At 75.5% G+C, this 16869-nt stretch carries 13 protein-coding genes; 3 read left to right on the top strand and 10 right to left on the bottom strand.

Annotated features, from left to right (window positions below; genetic code table 11):
• Positions 1-5: 5 nt before the first annotated feature.
• Positions 6-2528: a WS/DGAT domain-containing protein gene (locus PSU4_RS04380; protein ID WP_147102648.1), complete on the bottom strand. Its 2523-nt coding sequence runs from the start codon at positions 2526-2528 to the stop codon at positions 6-8.
• Positions 2529-2566: 38 nt separating this feature from the next.
• On the opposite strand from PSU4_RS04380, the gene PSU4_RS04375 reads away from it, so the two are divergent.
• Entirely contained in the window at positions 2567-3709 is a 1143-nt protein-coding gene (locus PSU4_RS04375) for an MGDG synthase family glycosyltransferase (protein WP_246114931.1), read from the top strand.
• Between the two features lie 8 nt (positions 3710-3717).
• On the opposite strand, the gene PSU4_RS04370 is transcribed toward PSU4_RS04375, so the two are convergent.
• From PSU4_RS04370 to hpnC, 8 genes are all read right to left on the bottom strand, one after another.
• On the bottom strand, positions 3718-4380 hold the full coding sequence (locus PSU4_RS04370; protein ID WP_307724769.1) for a VC0807 family protein: 663 nt from the start codon (positions 4378-4380) through the stop codon (positions 3718-3720).
• Positions 4381-4516: 136 nt separating this feature from the next.
• Positions 4517-5521 carry an adenosyl-hopene transferase HpnH gene (gene hpnH / locus PSU4_RS04365; RefSeq protein ID WP_147102646.1) on the bottom strand — a complete coding sequence of 335 codons (1005 nt, stop codon included), beginning with the start codon at positions 5519-5521 and terminating at the stop codon, positions 4517-4519.
• The gene (gene ispH, locus PSU4_RS04360) at positions 5521-7050 is read right to left on the bottom strand and encodes a 4-hydroxy-3-methylbut-2-enyl diphosphate reductase (protein WP_147102645.1); all 1530 of its coding nucleotides are present in this window, start codon (positions 7048-7050) and stop codon (positions 5521-5523) included. Before ispH ends, hpnH begins: the two co-directional genes overlap by 1 nt.
• Complete coding sequence (shc, locus tag PSU4_RS04355; protein WP_147102644.1) at positions 7047-8948, bottom strand: squalene--hopene cyclase; 1902 nt, start codon at positions 8946-8948, stop codon at positions 7047-7049. Before shc ends, ispH begins: the two co-directional genes overlap by 4 nt.
• Positions 8948-10003 carry a polyprenyl synthetase family protein gene (locus PSU4_RS04350; RefSeq protein ID WP_246114930.1) on the bottom strand — a complete coding sequence of 352 codons (1056 nt, stop codon included), beginning with the start codon at positions 10001-10003 and terminating at the stop codon, positions 8948-8950. Before PSU4_RS04350 ends, shc begins: the two co-directional genes overlap by 1 nt.
• On the bottom strand, positions 10000-11424 hold the full coding sequence (gene hpnE / locus PSU4_RS04345; RefSeq protein WP_147102643.1) for a hydroxysqualene dehydroxylase HpnE: 1425 nt from the start codon (positions 11422-11424) through the stop codon (positions 10000-10002). The genes PSU4_RS04350 and hpnE overlap by 4 nt, the downstream gene beginning before the upstream one ends.
• A complete protein-coding gene (locus tag PSU4_RS04340; RefSeq protein ID WP_147102642.1) occupies positions 11421-12353 on the bottom strand; it encodes a squalene/phytoene synthase family protein in 933 nt (310 codons plus the stop codon). The genes hpnE and PSU4_RS04340 overlap by 4 nt, the downstream gene beginning before the upstream one ends.
• Entirely contained in the window at positions 12350-13309 is a 960-nt protein-coding gene (hpnC, locus tag PSU4_RS04335) for a squalene synthase HpnC (RefSeq protein ID WP_281290657.1), read from the bottom strand. Before hpnC ends, PSU4_RS04340 begins: the two co-directional genes overlap by 4 nt.
• A gap of 126 nt (positions 13310-13435) precedes the next feature.
• On the opposite strand from hpnC, the gene PSU4_RS04330 reads away from it, so the two are divergent.
• Positions 13436-14629 carry a PucR family transcriptional regulator gene (locus tag PSU4_RS04330; RefSeq protein WP_147102641.1) on the top strand — a complete coding sequence of 398 codons (1194 nt, stop codon included), beginning with the start codon at positions 13436-13438 and terminating at the stop codon, positions 14627-14629.
• On the opposite strand, the gene PSU4_RS04325 is transcribed toward PSU4_RS04330, so the two are convergent.
• A complete protein-coding gene (locus PSU4_RS04325; RefSeq protein WP_147102640.1) occupies positions 14616-15278 on the bottom strand; it encodes a class II aldolase/adducin family protein in 663 nt (220 codons plus the stop codon). The two genes, PSU4_RS04330 and PSU4_RS04325, sit on opposite strands and share 14 nt — an antisense overlap.
• A 19-nt stretch (positions 15279-15297) precedes the next feature.
• Here PSU4_RS04325 and PSU4_RS04320 point away from each other — a divergent pair, with 19 nt between their 5' ends.
• A complete protein-coding gene (locus PSU4_RS04320) occupies positions 15298-16725 on the top strand; it encodes an FGGY-family carbohydrate kinase (RefSeq protein WP_186816730.1) in 1428 nt (475 codons plus the stop codon).
• The last annotated feature ends 144 nt before the right edge of the window (positions 16726-16869 follow it).

The following is a 16869-nucleotide window of genomic DNA, read 5'->3' as shown; positions in this document are numbered from 1 at the left end:
CACGGTCACCCCCCGCCGCGCACGTCACTCATATCGCGCAACGACGCGCGCAGACAATCAGGTATTCCCCCGATCTCGCGGACGATACCGGCGTCGACCGACACTCCCAGCGTCGTCCAGCGGCCCCAGTTGAGGGCGCCGACCGCCATCCCGATCCCCGCTGCCAGGGGCAGCACCGGGTACACCTCGGCGATCAAGGCCCCCTGCATGTGCAGCGGCCGCCGCGCCCCCGGCATGACGGAGGCGAGCAGGTGGAAGAACCGCCTCCCGTACACGCCGCCGACCAGCAGCTCCTGGGCCCGGCCGGGCAGCAGGCCGAGCAGCCGCAGCACCGCGGCGGCCCCTTCGGGCTGGCCACCGGTGGTGCCGCGGTCGAGCAGCTCGGCGACCCGGGCGACGCGCGCCGTGGGCGTCATCGGCCCCGTCGGCAGGTCGAGCGAGACGGCGGCGGTGCGGTTGCCCGCCGAGCGGCTGCCGACGCCGCGCGCGGTCCGGGTGGTGAGCGGCACCATCGTGCGGACCCGGTCGGGGGCACCGCCGGGGGCGTGCGCCTCCAGGTGACGGTGCAGGAACTCGGCGACGACGGCCAGTACGAACGCGGTGGTGCCGACGCCGTGGCTGCGGGCGGCGTCGCGGACGTGCTTGCCGTCGACCCGCACCCCGATCCGGTGGTGGCCGGGCCCGCCGACCGTCCCGGTCAGCGGCGAGCGGCCCGCCGTGCCCGCGGTCGCGAGGCCGGCGACGCCACGGACGATCCGCGCCGCGGCCCGCACCCGGTCGCGCGTGGTGGGCGGGCCACCGGCGTCGCCGGGCCCGCGGGCGGGCAGCGCGGCCTCCTCGTCGGAGAACAGCCTGATCAGGGCGTCGGTGACGGCCAGCCCGTCGCCGAGGGAGTGGTGCACCTTGGCCAGCACCCCGATGCCCTCTCCACCGGTGTGCCGGGCGATGAGGATCTGCCAGCCCGTCCGCACGGGGTCGACGGGGTCGGCGAAGAACGCGGTGAGCGCGTCGTCCCAGGTCGGGTGGTCGCCGCCCGGGCCGACGGAGACGGTGTCGGCGCGCACGTGCCGGTCGGGGTCGGGCGCGGGGTCGACGACCCAGCGACGCGGCCTCCCGGGCTGCGCGGGCGCGAGGCGGCGGGTGAGCAGCTCGATCCCGCCGGCCCGGTCGGTGACCAGCTGGGCGACGTGGGCGCGCCAGGCCGCGGCGACCTCGGGGCCCGCGTCGGGGCCGGTGACGTCCTCCACCAGCAGCCGGGTGCCGACCTGCTGCGGGACGTCGGCCGTCGCGGCGTGCAGGAACAGCGCGTCCTGGGAGCGGACCCGCTCACCGGGGACGGTTCCGGCCCGCGCCGGGACGAGCGCGGCGACGTCGGTGGTGAGGTCGCGGCCGGTGAGCCGGGTCCGCAGCGTCGACGTGACCGCGGCCCGCGCCGCCGGGTCGACGAGGGCGGCGACGGCGTCGCGCAGGTCGTCGGTGCCGGGGCAGACGGTGGCCAGGCCCTCGCGGGCGAGGAGCTCGGCGTTGGCGCGGCCGTGGCCGGGGATGGGCGCGAACAGCAGCAGCGGCCGCGCGCAGGCCAGCGCCTCCAGCGCGGTCGCCCCTCCTGCGTTGGTGACGACGGCGTCGCAGTCCCGCGTCGTCGCGGCCGGGTCGGACACCCAGTCGACGACGCGCATCCGCACCCCGCGCGGGTGGTGCCCGGCGAGCCGTTCCAGCCGGGTCCGCACCGACGGCACCCGCCCGGCGCTGACGAGGACGTCGCCGCCGCCGTCGAGCACCGCCGCGCACGCCCCGGCGACGTCGCCGAACGCCAGCGACCCGCACGAGACGTAGACCAGTGGCCGGGTGCGGACGGGCGCGTCGTCGGCGGGCGGGGTGAACGCGCCGGTCACGGGCAGCGCGCCGACGCGGACGGCGGCGCCGGGGACGGCGCGCCGCAGCATCCGCGCACCCTCGGGGGTGCTGACCAGGTGCAGGTCCAGCGCCGTGTCGCCCCACAGCGGATGCGGGGCCGGGTCGGCGACGAGCGCGGCCGCGGGCACGGGCAGGTGCCCGGTGCGGCGCAGCCGGCCCAGGCCCAGGACCGCCTCCGGGAACGTGGCGACGACCAGGTCGGGCTTGTGGGCGGCGACGGCCGCCGCGATGCCGGGGGCGCTCATGCGCGACACGACGGCGCGGGTCCCGGCCCGGAACGGCGGCACGTGCCAGAGCAGCCGGAAGTACAGGTCGTAGAGCCACGGCAACCGGCGCACACAGCCGGCGTAGATCGCGGGGAACAGCGACCCGGCGGGACCGATGGCGTCGAGGGTCTCGGTCCAGACCACCTCGACGCCCGGCCACAGCGCGCGGGCCCGTTCCTCGACGGCGCGCGCGGCGGCGTGGTGGCCCTCGCCGAGGCTCCCGGTGACGAGCAGGACCCGCCGCGGCGCGCCGGCAGCGGCGGCGGGGGGCGCGGCGGCGGGGTGGGGGGCGGCCGGGTGCGGTCCGGTGTCCGTCCCGGCGTGGAGGCCGGTGTCGGTGCTCATGTCGTCACCCGTTCCGTGATCGCGCTAGCGTGCATGTCGTGGAGCTGATCGGCCCGGACGACGGGCCGGGTCGAGTGCTGGTGCTGTCGGCACCGGTGGGGGAGGGCCACGTCGCCGCGGCCCGGGCCCTGGCTGCCCGGATGCGGGCGCTGTGGCCGCGCGCCGTGGTCCGTGAGGTGGAGAGCACCGGCAGCACCGCCCGCGACGCCTCGCTCGCCCGCAGCTACGCGGTGACCATGCGCTGGGCGCCCGGCCTCTACGGCGCCGCCTACGACGTGCTGCTGCACGCCCCCCGCGCCGCGGCCCCCTTCAAGGCCGTCAGCGCGTCGCGGGTCGGCCACGACCTGGCCCCGCTCGTCGACGAGGAGCATCCGGACCTCGTCGTGTCCACCTACCCGATGACGACGGGCGGGCTGGCGTGGCTGCGCCGCCACGGCCGGCTGCCGGGGCGCAGTGTCGCCGTCGTCACCGACATGGCCGTGCACCCGTACTGGGCGTGGCGCGACGTCGACGAGACGTGGACGTTGCTGGAGTCCTCCCGCGACCAGGCGCTGGCCGTCGCCCCCGGCGCCGACGTGCGGGTCGCGCCCGCGGCCGTCGACGTCCGGTTCACCCCCCGCGACCGCGACGGTGCCCGCGCCGACCTCGGCCTGCCCCGCGACGGGTTCACCGTCCTCGTGTCGGGTGGGTCGCTGGGGTTCGGCGAGGTCGACCACGTCGTCGACGCCGTGCTGGCCGCCGGCGGGCCCGTGACGCCCGTGCGGGTCGTCGTGCTGTGCGGGCGCAACGAGCGGCTGCGGGGCGCGCTGCAGGCCCGTGGCCTGCCGCCCGGCACGCTGCGCGCGCTGGGGTGGACCGACCGGGTGCCCGACCTGATCGCGGCGAGCGACGTCGTGCTCACCACCGCGGGTGGGGTCATCGCGACGGAGGCGCTGGCCGTCGGGCGGCCCGTCGTGTTCGCCGCGCCCGTCGCCGGGCACGGCCGGGCGGGGGCCCGGCTGGCCGAGGACGCCGGGCTCGCGCTCGTGTGTCCGCGCCCCGCCGACGTCACCGCCACCGTCACGCGGCTCGCCACCGACCCGGCCGTCGCCGCGCCGCTCGCGGCCCGGGCCGCGGAGTTCGGCGTCCGCGACCTCGACGCCGCCTTGCGGGAGCTGGCCGCGCGGGTGCGGGTCGGCTGACCCGGGCGTCAGCCCACGCGCATCCGCGCCGCCGTGGGCAGGCCGACGCGCAGCCGGATGCCCTGCCCGCGCATCGAGCGGTGGAACCACAGCAGCGACGTCACGATGCCCAGGCCGACCAGCGAGTACGAGCCCGCCGTCGACACCATCAGGTAGTTGCCGACGGTCTGGGTGGCCAGCACCGCGAGCGTGGTCGCCCCGTTGACCAGGAAGACGATCGCCCACAGCAGCGACACCCGCTTGAAGAAGCGCTTCATGTGCGGGTGCCCGGTGAGGCTGTCGGGGAAGGCGCAGAAGTCGTCGGCCAGCTTGGCCAGCAACGGCCGGTCGAAGCCGAGCGTCACCAGCAGCAGCAGGGCGAAGACGAAGTTCTGCACCGTCGGCTGCAGGAAGTACAGGAACGCGCTGCCCGTCCACAGCCCCACGGCCGTGCGGGCCACCAGCAGCACCGTGCTGACGATCAGGATCGCCGGAATCCTCCGGCGCATGACCAGCCTGCGCCCGATCGCCACCGCCGACCACGACAGGGCCGCGAGCAGCCCGGCGTCGAACCCCGCGTGGGTGAACAGCACCCAGAACAGGGCCAGCGGGACGAGCGTCGACTCCAGGAGCGGACGCCCGGCCTGCTGCAGCAGCGACCCGATGGGCGGGAGGTGGATCAGGGTGGTCACGCGGGGGTGGTCCGGCATTCGCGCGGTCCGCCTCTCCAGTCGGGGTCGCCGAAGCATAACGGCCCCGATAACGAGGAGATAACGGGGTCGACGCCCGAACTGCGGCGCCCCGGGTCGCGCGGGACGTGGCGACCCCTCAGCTTCCCGTCGCGGCGCGCAGGGACTGGCGCAGCGACCCCATCGTCACGAAGACGGCCGACGGCTCGTACCCGCAGTGCGCCATGCAGTTCGCGCATCGCTCGTCCTTGCCCCGGCCGAACGCGTCCCAGTCGGTGTCGTCGATGAGTTCCCGGTAGGTCTTCACGTACCCGTCGTCGAGCAGATAACACGGCTTCTGCCAGCCGAGAAGAGAGTACGACGGGATCGCCCACGCCGTGCAGCTCAGATCCACCTTTCCCTCGAGGAAGTCGAGGAACACCGGCGAGTGGTTGAGCCGCCACTTCTTGCGCCTGCCGCCGTCGAACGCCTTGCGGAACAGCTCGCGGGTCTGCTCGACGCCGAGCCAGTGCTCCTGGTCGGGCGCCTTCTCGTAGGCGTAGCCGGGCGAGATCTGCATGTTGTCGACGCCGAGGTCGTCGTTGAGGTAGTCGAGGACGTCGATGACGTCCTGCGGGGTGTCGGTGTCGAAGAACGTCGTGTTGGTGTTGACGCGGAAGCCCCGCTCCTGGGCCTGCTTGATCGCGGCGACGGCCTGGTCGAACACGCCGTCCTTGCTCACCGACGCGTCGTGGCGCTCGCGCAGGCCGTCGATGTGGACCATCCACGCGAAGTTCTTGTGGGGGGTGAACCTGTGGAGGTGCTTGGGCAGCAACACCGCGTTGGTGCACAGGAACACGATCTTGTTGCGGTCGAGCAGCTGCCGGACGATCTCGTCGATCTGCGGGTGCATCAGCGGCTCGCCGCCGGCGATCGACACCATCGGCGCGCCGGACTCCTCGATCGCCCCGACCGCCTGCTCGACGGGCATCCGCTGCTTGAGCAGCGCGGCGGGCTGCTGGATCTTGCCGCAGCCGTTGCACTTCAGGTTGCACGCGAACAGCGGTTCGAGCTCGACGAGCAGCGGGAACTTCTCGACGCGCTTGATCTTCTGCTTCATCAGGTACGCGCCCAGTCGCACGGACTGACGCATCGGCATCGCCATTACCGGCTCACCTCCTTGGGAAGGGTGAATCTGACGTTCTCGGAACCGGTCGGGGTGGCCGTGACGGTCACCGGGCCGAGCCCGGACACACAGGAGACGACCTCGTCGACGAGGTCGTCGGGGGCGGACGCGCCCGCCGACAGCCCGACCCGGCGCACACCGGCGAACCAGGTCAGGTCGAGCTCGCCGACGTCGTCGACGAGGTGGGCGGGCACACCCTGGCGGGCGGCGACCTCGGCGAGGCGCCGCGAGTTGGACGAGTTGGGGGAGCCGACGACGACCACGAGGTCGACGTCGGCGGCGACGGCGCGGATGGCGCGCTGCCGGTTGGTCGTGGCGTAGCAGATGTCGTCCTGGCGGGGCGCCCGGATCGCGGGGAACCGCTCGCGCAGGATCGCGGCGATCCGCATCGCCTCGTCGACCGCGAGGGTCGTCTGCATGGCGTAGGCGACGCGGGTGGGGTCGGGCACGTCGACGGTGCGGGCGTGCTGCTCGTCCTCGACGACCGTGATGTGGGCCGGGGCCTCGCCGAGGGTGCCCTCGACCTCCTCGTGGTCGGCGTGCCCGATGAGCAGGACGCTCTGGCCGCGCGCGGTGTGCCGCTTGACCTCGGTGTGCACCTTGGCCACGAGCGGGCAGGTGGCGTCGACGACCTGGAGGTCGCGGGCGTCGGCGTCGGCACGGACGGCGGGGGAGACGCCGTGGGCGGCGAGCACGACATGGGCGCCGCGGGGCACCTCGTCGACCTCCTGGACGAAGATCGCCCCGCGGTCGGTGAGCCGCCGCACGACGTGGGCGTTGTGCACGATCTGGCGGCGCACGTAGACGGGGGCGCCGAACCGGTCGATGGCGCGGTCGACGATCTCGATGGCGCGTTCGACCCCGGCGCAGAACGAGCGCGGCTCGGCGAGCCGGACCGTGCGGGGCGCACACGCGTCGAGCCAGGCCCGCAGGGCGGGGGCGGCCCGGCGCAGGGTGCGCAGCGCGGTGAGCCCGCGGACCGGGGTGCCGGGGCGCAGCAGCGGTGCGCCGGGCGTGTCGACGACGACGCGCACGACCGCGAACGGCCCGCCCGCGGCGGCTGCGACCAGGTCGGCGGACTCCATGTCGACGGCGAGCGCCCCCGTCGTGGCCAACGCGGTCCGGGCGTCGCCGTCGACGACGCCGTCGGTGGTGACGACCGGCCCGACGTGCACCCGCAGCCCGAGCGCGCGCAGCGCGGCGGCGAGCGGCTTGGCCGTCGGCACGGCGACGGGTTCCCGCCCGCCGCAACCGTCGCGGACCTCGGAGGCGACGACGACGTCACCGGGCCGGACCTGCGGCGCGAGCGCCCCCGCCACCCCGGCGACGAGCACCGGCCGGGGGCCGTCGGCGCCCAGCGCCCGGGCCGTCCCGGCCGAGCGCCTGCCCATCCCGGTGCGGACGATCCGCACCCCGCGCAGGGCGTCGACGTCGAGGGCGCGGCGTTCGACGCCGAGCGGCGCGCACACCACCGGTGGCCCGAGCGCGTCCGGTACGGCGGCCCTCACGACGTGTGCCCGTTCACGTAGCGGCCGAGCGCCGAGATCGGGAAGACCATCCGGTAGAGGTGGTAGCGGATGTAGAAGGCGCCGGGGAAGCCGGTGCCGGTGTAGAGCGTCTCCTCCCACGAGCCGTCGGGCAGCTGGGTGTCGACGAGGTACTGCACGCCCCGTTCCACGACGTCTCCGTCCTCGCCGGCGGCGAGCAGCGCGAGCAGCGCCCACGCCGTCTGCGACGCGGTCGAGGCGCCCCTGCCGATCCAGGACGGGTCCTCGTAGGAGCGCAGGTCCTCGCCCCAGCCGCCGTCGTCGTTCTGGTGACGTTCCAGCCAGGCCACGGCGCGGCGGATCGGTGGGGCGTCGGGGTCGATACCGCCTGCGATCAGGGCGGGAACGACACCACCCGTGCCGTAGACGTGGTTGGCGCCCCAGCGGCCGAACCAGGAGCCGTCGCGTTCCTGCGCGGCCAGCAGCCAGTCGACACCGCGCCGGCACTCCGGCGTCCCGGCGAGCCCCTCGGCGGCCATCATCTCCACGACGTGCGCGGTGACGTCGGCCGACGGCGGGTCGATGACGGCGCCGAAGTCGCAGAACGGCAGCTTGGTGACGAGGACGCGGGTGTTGTCGGCGTCGAAGGCGCCCCAGCCGCCGTCGCGCGACTGCATCCCGACCGTCCAGGCCACCCCGCGGTCCACCGCGGCCCGCACCCGGTCGGGAGCGGGATGCGCGACCCGGCGCAGGGCGAGGACGACCTCGGCGGTGTCGTCGGTGTCGGGGTAGCCGTCGTTGTCGAACTCGAACGCCCAGCCGCCCGTGGGGACGTCGGGGCGGCGCACCGCCCAGTCACCGCGGACACCGGTGACCTCCTCGCCGAGCATCCAGTCGGCGGCGGCGAGGACGTCGGGGTCGTCGGCGGGGACACCGGCGTCGAGCAGCGCGGTGACGGCGAGGCAGGTGTCCCACACCGGTGACTGGCAGGCCTCGAGCCGGCGCACGACGCCGTCCGGGGTCTCCTCGCGGATCAGGAACCGGTCGAGGCCACGGATGCCGGCGGCGACGGCGGGGTGGTCGAGCGGGTAACCCAGCAGGTGCAGGCAGAGCAGTGAGTACACCCACGGCGGCTGGATGCCGCCCCACGAGCCGTCGGCCTCCTGGCGGGCCAGGACCCACTCGGCGGCCCGGCGCATCGCGAGCCGCCGCAGACCGCGCAGCGGGCGCCGTGAGTAGGCGTGCAACACGCGATCGAGACGCTGGAACGCACCGGCCCACGTCCAGGGCTTCGCGGGCGGCGGCGCCGCGACACCGGTGCGCAGCTCGTCGACACCGAAGGGCAGCGGCCGGCAGGGCCGCAGCGTCGCCACCACGGTCAGGGGGACGACGGTCTGGCGCGCCCAGCAGGCCCAGTCGTAGACGTTGAGCGGGAACCACTTCGGCAGGAAGATCAGCTCGGGTGGCATGTCGGGCAGCTCGTCCCACGACCACAGCCCGAACAGGGCGAGCCAGATCCGGGTGAAGACGCGGGAGCGCTCCAGACCGCCTTGCGACACGACGAACTTCTGCGCGCGCAGCATGTGCTCGGCGTCGGGGGAGTCGCCGGCGAGCCGCAGCGCGACCCACGCCTCGATCGTCGTCGACAGGTCGGCCGGGCCGTCCTGGAACGTGGCCCAGCTGCCGTCGGCGCGCTGCCGGGACCGGATCCAGCGCGCGGCCTCGGCGGTCTCGTCGTCGGTGCGGATGCCGAGGAACTCGCGCAGCAGCAGGTCCTCGGCATCCATCGTCACGTTGGTCTCGAGCTCGCCCTGCCACCAGCCGTCGGGATGACGGCCGGCGCGAAGGAACGCGACGGCGGCGTCCAGCGTGTCCCGCGGGGTGCGGGTCGCCGAGCGCTCCGGCGCGGTGAGGGTCATCAGAACTCCCTGTCGACGAGGTGGTGGGCCAGCGCCACGAGCTCGCCGCACGGTCCGGGGGCCAGTCCGGCGGCGGTGACGGCGTCGAGCGCGGCGTCGCGGCGGCGGCGGGCCTCGGCGGCGGCCCAGTCGCGGCCCCCGCCCTGCTCGACCAGCCGGGCGGCGGCCCGCAGCTCGTCCTCGCCCGCGTCACCGTCACCGGCCAGCCAGCGGCCCAGCTCGCGACCCGTGTCGCCACCGTTGCGGATGGCGAACGTCACCGGCAGTGACTTCTTGCGCGACCGCAGGTCCGACAGCACCGGCTTGCCGGTGACGGCCGGGTCGCCCCAGATCCCGAGCAGGTCGTCGACCAGCTGGAACGCCATGCCGACCTCGTGGCCGTAGACGCTCAGCGCCTCGACCTGCGCGGCCGGGGCGCCGGCGAGCACCGCGCCGATCGACGCGCTCGCCGCCAGCAGCGAGCCCGTCTTGCCCGACGCCATCGACAGGCACTCCTCGACGCCGACGTCGTCGCGGGTCTCGAACGCGAGGTCCTCGGCCTGGCCGCGGATCAGCTCCCTGGTGGTCGCGGCCAGCAGCCGGGCCGCCGCGGCGGCGTGCGGCGACGGCGCCTCCAGCAGCACCTCCTGGGCCAGCGCGAGCATGGCGTCGCCGCACAGGATCGCCGACGACGCCCCCCACTGCACCCACACCGTCGTGCGGTGGCGGCGTTCGGTGTCGCCGTCCATCAGGTCGTCGTGGAGCAGGGAGAAGTTGTGGACCAGCTCGACGGCGACCGCGCCGGGCACCCCGGTGCCGACGTCGGCTCCCGCCGCGGCGGCCGAGAGCAGCGCCAGCGCGGGCCGGACGGCCTTGCCGCCGCCCGCGCCCGGCGAACCGTCGAGCTCGGTCCAGCCGAGGTGGTAGCGGGCCTGGGTGCGGCTGGCGTCGTCGAGCCGGTCGACGGCGGCCTGCAGGGCCGGGGTGACGGCGTCCCGGCCGCGGCGCAGCACCCGGGTCGCGACGTCGCGGTGCTCGCCCCCGGGGGTGAGGAAACGCCTGAGGGTCGCGGTCACGCCGCCACCCCCGCGGCGGCGACGGGACGGGCCAGCGCGGCCGCGGCGGCCGCCTCCCCGCTGCGGACGGCGCCCTCCATCGTGGCGGGCCAGCCGGTGGCGGTCCATGCCCCGGCCAGCGTCAGGCCGGGCAGCCCGGTGACGGGCCCGGGCCTGGACGCGGCCTGCCCGGGCGCGGCGCGGAAGGTCGCGTGCGGCTCCCGGGTCACGAAGAAGTCGAGCACCCGCGCCGAGGCCGCACCGGGCAGCACCGCGGCCAGGGCGGGCAGCATCAGCTCGCGCAGCGCGGCCAGCGACATCCCGACGAGGTCGTCGGCCGCCGACATCGACACGGCGACGTACTGGGCGCCCGGTGGGTGCACGTCGCTGGTTCCCGAGGAGGCGGTGCGGTCGAACACCCACTGCACCGGGCTGTCGACGGCCGCGGCGAAGTCGTGGTGGAGCACCGTGCGGTCGTAGACGACGTGCACGTCGACGATCGGGGAGCTGCCCAGCCGCTCGGCCCACCCCGCCGGCAGGTCGACGGCGCCCTCCGGCAGCAGCCGGGTCGCGACGGTGGGTGGGACGGCGGACACGATCCGGTCGACCACGAACTCCTCCTCTCCAGCGGACCCGGAACCACCCGGTCCGGCCTGCGTGTGTGTGCGCGTGTGCGTGTCGTGCCTGGGCGTGACGGCGACCCGCCAGCCGTCGGGACCCGCGGTGAGCGACCGGACCTTCGCCGAGGTCCGGACCTCGACACCGGCGGCGGTCAGCGCAGCGCGTGCGGCGTCGTCGTGCAGGCGCCCCAGCGGGACCCGGGCCCAGCCGACGTCGCCCGCGGCCGCGTCGGTGAGCAGCCCGAGCTGGAACACCGTGGCGGCCAGCGCGAGGGAGGCGTCGGCGGCGCGGGCGTTGAGCGTCGCGATCCCGACGAGGTCCCACAGCGCCTCGACGGCCCGTGGGCTCTGCCCGTGCGCGGCGAGCCAGTCGGCGAAGCTGCGGGCGTCGGTGGCCGCGGACGTCGGGTCGACGCGGCCCAGTGCGAGCGCGGCGCGCAGCACGCGGAGCCGGTCGGTGAGCGCCAGGGGTGCGTAGCGCAGCAGCGCCGCACCCAGGTGCAGGGGCGCGGGCAACCCGTTGCGCCGCAATCGGGCCGGCCGCGCACCGGGGGACAGGACGGGGATGTCGAGGCGGTTCTGCAACGTGACGTCGTCGCGGACCCCGAGCCGGTCGAGGAACGCCAGGTACGAGGTGCAGCAGCGCAGCACGACGTGCTGGCCGGTGTCGACGTCGAGCTCGCCGCGCCGGAACGAGCCCGCGACCCCGCCCAGGCGCGCCCGCGACTCCCACAACGTCACCCGGGCACCGGCGTCGGCGCAGCGCAGTGCGGCGGCGACCCCGGCGAGCCCGCCCCCGACCACCCCCACGCGCACGGTCACACCCGCACACCTCCCGGCGCCCGCCCGGCCAGCGCCTTCACCGCGACCCCGACCTTCTGCCGACCCGACAGCGACCGGCGCTGGTGGTAGACCGACGGCGGGTCGGCGGCGATGTCGTCGAGCAGTTGCCGGTAGATGCCGGCCATCGCGGTCGCGCAGGCCGCGCTGCGCCGGTCGAGCAGCGGGACCAGCCGCAACCCGTCGGCGTACCACTGCCGGGCCCGCGTGGCGGAGAACCGGATCAGCTCGGCCAGCCCGCCGTCCGGGTCGGCCAGGTTGGCGTGGTCGTCGAGACGCAGGTCGACGCCGAACCGGTCCAGCTCGTCGGTCGGCAGGTAGATGCGGCCGTTGCCCAGGTCCTCGCGGATGTCGCGCAGGATGTTCGTCTGCTGCAGCGCGATGCCCAGCGCGTCGGCGTACGCGGCGGCCTCCGGGTGCGGACGGGACCCGAAGATGCCCAGGCACAGCCGCCCCACCGAGCCCGCGACCTGCCGGCAGTAGCCGGCCATGTCGTCGAAGGTCGCGTAGGGGGCGCTCGGTCCGGGCACGTCGTCCATCCGCACGTCGGCCTCGACACCGTCGACGAGCTCGTCGAACGCGCCGAGCGGGATCGGGTACCGCCGGGCGGCGTCGGTCACCGCGACCATCACGGGGTCACGCGGATCGGGATCGGCCTCGCGGGCCTGCCGCACCGACGTGCGGACCTGCTCCAACGCGGCCAGCTTGCCGTCGGTCGACCGATCCCCGCCCGCGTCGCCGTCACCGATGTCGTCGATCCTGCGCGCCAGCGCGTAGACCGCCGACAGGGCCGCACGCTTGCGGGGCGGGAGCAGCCGGATGCCGTAGTAGAAGTTCCGCGCCTGGTCCCGGGTGATCGCCTCGCTCGCCGCGTAGGCGCGCTCGACGGGGGTGGACGGGCTGCGGCTCATACGGTGCCCTGCTTCCGGAACTCGAGCTCTCGTGACGGACGGGTCAGATCGCGGACCAGATGACGCACGACGTCGCGGCGTCTCGCCTCGGGCGCCCCGGCAAGGACGTCGAAGTCGCTGCGGCGCAACGCGTCCGCCGCCGCCCGGCCACCGGCGGCGTACCCGGCGACCGCGACCCGGGCCCAGCCGTGGAGCCGGCCGAGCAGGGGTGCGCCCTCGTCGAGCAGCGCGCACGCCCGGCCGGTGACCTCGGCGAGCAGCGCGCGCAGCGCGGGGGAGGCGTGCGGGGCGTCGAGGTCGGACTCGTCGACGCCGAACGCGGTCAGGTCGTCGACCGGCAGGTAGATCCGGCCGCGGGCGCGGTCCTCGGCGACGTCCTGGCAGTGCTCGAGGATCTGCAGGGCGGTGCAGATCCGGTCGGACCAGCGCTGCAGGTCGGACCCGGGCGGGGCGCCCACCCCGAACACCGCGAGGACCATCCGTCCGATCGGGTCGGCGGAGAGCACGCAGTAGCCCAGCAGGTCGTCCCACGTGCGGTACCGCGTGACGTACTGGTCGGCGAGGTTGGCCGCGACGAGCCGTTCGAACGGCTCCCGGGTGAGCCCGCAGGCGCGCGCCGTCGGCACCAGCCGGCGCAGGACGGGCGCCTCGGGCCCGGGACCGTCGTCGAAGACCCGGCGCAGATCCGTGCACAGGCCGTGCAGCCGCGCGGTCCGGTCGGCGGCCTCCTCGGCGGTGACAGGACGCGGATCCTGTTGCGGCCCATCGGTGTCGCCGTCACCGATGTCGTCGATGACGCGGACGACGTCGTAGACCGCCCGCAGGTGGGCGCGGATCGCCGCCGGCAGCACCCGCAGCGCCACCGGGAAGTTCTCGGACCGCTCCGCGTCCCGCAGCCGCGCCTCGGTCGGTGCCGCCGCGGGTACCGGCGCCGCCCCCGTCCGCCGATCGACCACGGACCGAATCCTGCTCCCGTCGGCCGCGTGATCTCTGCGCACCTGCGGTTAATTCTGGACGCCCGGACTTGTCACATCCTGATAAATCACGGGAGTGGGGTCGCCCGAGAGGCGTAGAAAAGATGTGTGGACGTTCAGGACTCGTCCCTGACCGAGCTGCTGCCGGTACTGGCGGACCGCCTTCCCGCGCTGCTCGCCGAGGTGCGATCCGCACTCGGCGAGGAGTGGCCCGACTACGCCGAGTTCCTCGACGAGCACCAGGTCGAGGTCGCCGTGGCCGCCGAGGCCGCGCTGCGCCGCCTCGTCACCATGGCCGGGTCCCCGGCGTCCGACGACGGCATCGGACCCGAACTGTTCGAGGAGATCGGCCGCATCCAGTGGCGCGAGGGCCGCGACCTGTCGGCCCTGCTCGGCGCCTACCAGGTCGGGGCGCGGGTCTGCTGGCACCACGTGTCGGCGGCGGCCGTCGAGATCGGGGTCGAGCCCCGCACCCTCGCCTCGCTCGCCGAGGCCGTCTTCTTCTTCGTCGACAAGCTGTCGTCCTCGTCGGCGCGCGGCTACGTCCTCGAACAGTCCGAGGAAGCCGCCACCCGGGAACGGCAGCGCGACGAGCTCGTCGGGCTCCTGCTCTCCGACCGGGCCGACCAGGCGGCCGTCCGCGCTGCCGCCGCCCGCGCCGGGTGGACGGTCCCCGGCGAGGTCGGGGTCGTCCTCATCCAGCGCGACAGCCCGATCGGGCACCGCGTCCTGGCCCGCATGGACGCCTCCTGCCTGGTGTTCAGCCGCCCGCCGCTGCTCGGCGCGATCGTCCCCGACCCGTCGCGGCCGGGGCTGCGCCGCCGGCTAGGGCTGACGTTGCGCGGCGCGGGGGCCGTCGTCGGGGTGGCGGTGCCGCCCGACCGGCTGCCCGCGAGCCTGCACATCGCCGAGATCGCCGCCCGGCTGCAGCGCACCGGCGTCCTCGCCGACGACCCCGTCTTCACCGACGAGCACCTCGACGCGATCATCGTCCACCGTGAGCCGCGGCTGCTCGAGGCGTTGCGCGGGCAGGTCCTCGGCCCGCTGCAGGGCTCGACGCCCGCGTCGCGGGAACGGCTCGTCGAGACCCTGGGGGCGTGGCTGCGGCACATGGGGGACCGGCAGGCCATCGCCGCGGAGCTGCACGTCCACCCGCAGACCGTGCGCTACCGCCTGGCCAAGCTGCACGAGCTGTTCGGCGACGACCTCGACGACCCCGAGATGCGGGCGCGGCTGATGCTCGCCCTGTCGTGGGGGGAGCCGCGCTCACCGGTGGTCCCGGAGCCGGTCAGCCCGTCGTGAGCTCGGGCGGCTGTCCGTAGCCGTCGAGCATGGTCGCGACGCGGTCGATCTCCTCGGCCGGCAACAGCCGCCCGGTGATGTCGACCGTGCCGGCGAGGCTCGCCTGGTGCCACAGCCGGCACAGCCACTCCAGGTAGAGGCTGCGGGTGTAGGCCGTCGCGAGGTCGGGGCCGTGCGTCGTCGCGCCGTGGTTGCGCAGGATGACCGCGCTGCGCCCCTCCATCGCCGCGACGCTCAGCTGCGCCAGCTCAGCCGTCCCGTACGTCGCGTACGGCGCCACCCGCACCGGGCCGCCCAGCGTCGCGACCATGTAGTGCACCGCGGGCAGCTCGTCGAGCAGCACCGACACCGCCGTCGCATACAGGGGATGGGTGTGGACGACGGCGCCCGCGTCGGTCGCCCGGTACACCGCGAGGTGCATGGGCAGTTCGCTCGACGGCACCGGGCCGGTCTCGGCGGGGTCCCCGGCCATGTCGACGACGCACACCCCGGCCGGGGTCAGCGCGTCGTAGGCGACACCGCTGGGGGTGACGGCCACCAGGTCGCCCACCCGGACGCTGATGTTGCCCGACGTCGCCACCGTCAGGTCGTCGTCGCGCATCCGCAGGCAGTGCTCGACCACGGCCTCACGGGCCTCGCGCAGCAGCATGGTCGATATCGTCGCTGCCGTGACGACGGGCGGGGACGGCGGGCCCGTGTGGCTGGGCATCGACCTCGGCACCCAGGGTGTGCGCGCCGTCGCCGTCGACGCCGCCGGGACCGTCGCCGGGTCCGGGCGGGCCCCGCTGCACCACGACCGGCGCGACGGGCCGCGCCACGAACAGGACGCGGACGAATGGTGGACGGCCACGTGCGCCGCCGTTGGTGAGGCGGTGTCCGGGCTGCGCGGACGCGCGGTCGCCGCCGTCGCGGTCGACTCCACCTCCGGCACCCTCGTCGTCCAGGACCGCCGCGGCCTGCCCGTCGGTCCCGCGTGGATGTACGACGACACCCGCGCCGCCGCCCGCGTCCCCGCGGTCCAGGACGCCGGGGCCGCGGTGTGGACCGCGCTCGGCTACCGCATGCAGGCCGCGTGGGCGCTGCCCAAGCTCGTCGAGCTCTGCGCCACCGGCGCCGTCGCGGCCGGGCACACCGTCGTCCACCAGGCCGACCACGTCGTCGCCCGGCTCGCCGGCCGGCCCGTCGCCACCGACACCAGCCACGCCCTCAAGACCGGCTACGACCTGCTCGCCGACCGCTGGCCCACCGGCGTCCTCGACCGGCTCGGCGTGGACCCCGACGTACTGCCCGACGTCGTCGCCCCCGGCACCCGCATCGCGTCGGTGTCGGCCGGTGCGGCTGCCGAGTGCGCGGTCCCGGCCGGGACACCCGTCGTCGCGGGGATGACCGACGGCTGCGCCGCCCAGGTCGCGACGGGGGCGCTCGCCCCCGGCCGGTGGTGCTCCGCGCTCGGCACCACGCTCGTGCTCAAGGGCGCCACACCCGACCTCGTGCGTGACCCGGTGGGTGGGGTGTACTGCCACCGCCATCCCGACGGCGGCTGGCTGCCCGGCGGCGCCTCCAACGTCGGGGCCGGGGTGCTGGCGCGCGACCTGCCGGGCGTCGACCCCGGGGCGCTGGTCGCACCTGCCGGTGTCCCGGCGGGCGCGACGTATCCGCTGGTGGGGCGGGGGGAGCGGTTCCCGTTCACCGACCCCGCCTTCGCCGGCTTCGACGTCGGCGGGCCCGCCTGCCCGACCGCGGCCGAGACGTTCGCCCGGGTCGCGCACGGCGTCGCGTTCGTCGAGAAGCTGGCGTTCGAGACCCTCGCGGCCCTGGGCGCCGACGTCCGCGGCCCGGTCGTCGCGACCGGCGGGACCAGCCGCAACGACTGGTGGACCCAGCTGCGCGCCGACGTCCTCGGCCGGCCGGTCTCCGTCCCGGAGCAGGCGGGCTCGGCCTTCGGCGCCGCGGTCCTGGCCGCCGCCCCGCCGGGCGCGCTGGCCCGCACGGCGGCGTCGATGGTCCGGCTGCGCGCCACGTTCGACCCCCGTCCCGGCCGCGCGGACCTCGCCGACGGCTACGCCCGCCTGCGCGCCGAGCTCTTCTCCTTGTGAGTGGCGATAGTCGCTCCAGCGACTATCGCCACTCACAGGGGCGGGGCCCGGTCGTGACGTGCGTCGCCTACGCTCGGTTTCGGTAACGATTCAGAAGATCGACGCGTCATACCGGGTGAGCGCGACGACGCGCCCCGGCCGGGC

The organism is Pseudonocardia sulfidoxydans NBRC 16205, assembly GCF_007989085.1.
Classification (GTDB): domain Bacteria; phylum Actinomycetota; class Actinomycetes; order Mycobacteriales; family Pseudonocardiaceae; genus Pseudonocardia; species Pseudonocardia sulfidoxydans.
This window is presented reverse-complemented; position numbering and strand designations above follow the sequence as displayed.

Bases quoted from the DNA above. Each gene is read 5' to 3' on its own strand.
- shc (WP_147102644.1), bottom strand. From the start codon at position 8,948: ATGACCCTCACCGCGCCGGAGCGCTCGGCGACCCGCACCCCGCGGGAC.
- PSU4_RS04380 (WP_147102648.1), bottom strand. From the start codon at position 2,528: ATGAGCACCGACACCGGCCTCCACGCCGGGACGGACACCGGACCGCAC.
- PSU4_RS04340 (WP_147102642.1), bottom strand. From the start codon at position 12,353: ATGAGCCGCAGCCCGTCCACCCCCGTCGAGCGCGCCTACGCGGCGAGC.
- hpnH (WP_147102646.1), bottom strand. From the start codon at position 5,521: ATGGCGATGCCGATGCGTCAGTCCGTGCGACTGGGCGCGTACCTGATG.
- PSU4_RS04325 (WP_147102640.1), bottom strand. From the start codon at position 15,278: ATGCTGCTGCGCGAGGCCCGTGAGGCCGTGGTCGAGCACTGCCTGCGG.